Genomic DNA, 1,217 nt, shown 5'->3' on the forward strand with positions numbered 1-1,217 from the left:
GTATAAAGCCTGATTATGTTTGTATGTTGGAACGCGATGAAATAGTAGCTGAATGTTTTAATAATGATTTTAAAGATTTTGATAAAGACATCATTTTTCTAGTAGCTTCTTTGGTGCATAAAAAAACCATTTCTTATCTTGAAAAAAATCAAAGAAAATATATGTTAATCATAAAAGGCCAGCCTTTTGCTAGATACTTGGGGCTAGACGATTATGGATATATTAACGCGGGCATGAGTGTATCTCATATGGCTTATGAACTGGCTGAAAATTTAGGACATAAAAACATCATTCTCATAGGTCAGGATTTAGCTTATGCCAAAGATGGGCAAACACACTCTCAAGGTTTTATCCATGCTAATTTACATAATGGAGACTATGAAAGGGACTTAGATAAATTTAGCACTACAGCTTATGGAGGAAATGGCAAAGTTCAAAGTTCTGAAATTTGGACACTTTTTAGACAAATTTTTGAAAATTTCATTGCTTTTAGCAAAAGTAAAACTTATAATTGCACTGAAGGAGGTGCTAGGATAGAAAGCGCTATAGAAAAACCTTTTAAAGAACTTTGCGAAGATTTACTCAAAAATAAAAAAGATAAAAAATTTAAAAAATTACAAGTTTTAAATACTAAAGAACAAGTAAAACTCGGATTAAAAATCTATCAAAAAATCAAAAAAAATATGAATTTATCCTTGAATTTTAAAAAAGAGTGTAAAAAAGTTCAAAAACAAATTTACAATCTTACCCATGGAAAGAACAAACTCTCTCTTGAACAAATAAATCAAAATGTAGACAAAATCAAAGAAAAACTTTCAAATAAAAAATATCTCTTTTTGCAAGAAATTTTAGGCCCTACTTTACATCATGAACAAAGTATATTAACGCCTTTATATCTTAAAGATATCAAAGATGAATCTGATAAACAAAATAAACTTTTTGCTTGGATTTATGCGCATGAATCTTTGATAGAAAATATCATAGAACTTTTAGAAGCTCAAGACAAAAGACTTAAAATCGCTATTTTACCTTTGCAAGACTTTTTAGAAAAGAAAAAAGCACTTTAAAAGCTTAGATGCATAAAAGCATCTAAGAAATTATTGAAGAAGTTTTAAAACATTTTGCTGCACTGCATTAGCCTGACTCATAGCATAAGAACCTGATTGCGCAAGGATGTTATATTTAGAAAAATTTGCACTTTCAGCTGCAAAGTCTAC

The 1,217-nt window shown here is 29.1% G+C and carries 2 protein-coding genes; one reads left to right on the top strand and one right to left on the bottom strand.

Annotated elements, in window-relative coordinates:
• Positions 1–1,067 (top strand): motility associated factor glycosyltransferase family protein (locus tag CCO88_RS09820; protein WP_002815605.1); only part of this gene is annotated, 1,067 nt, incomplete at its 5' end.
• A gap of 30 nt (positions 1,068–1,097) precedes the next feature.
• Here CCO88_RS09820 and CCO88_RS10260 read toward each other — a convergent pair.
• Positions 1,098–1,217 (bottom strand): flagellin (locus CCO88_RS10260; RefSeq protein ID WP_002807837.1); only part of this gene is annotated, 120 nt, incomplete at its 5' end.

It is taken from the genome of Campylobacter coli LMG 9860, from assembly GCF_000254135.1.
GTDB classification, from domain to species: domain Bacteria; phylum Campylobacterota; class Campylobacteria; order Campylobacterales; family Campylobacteraceae; genus Campylobacter_D; species Campylobacter_D coli.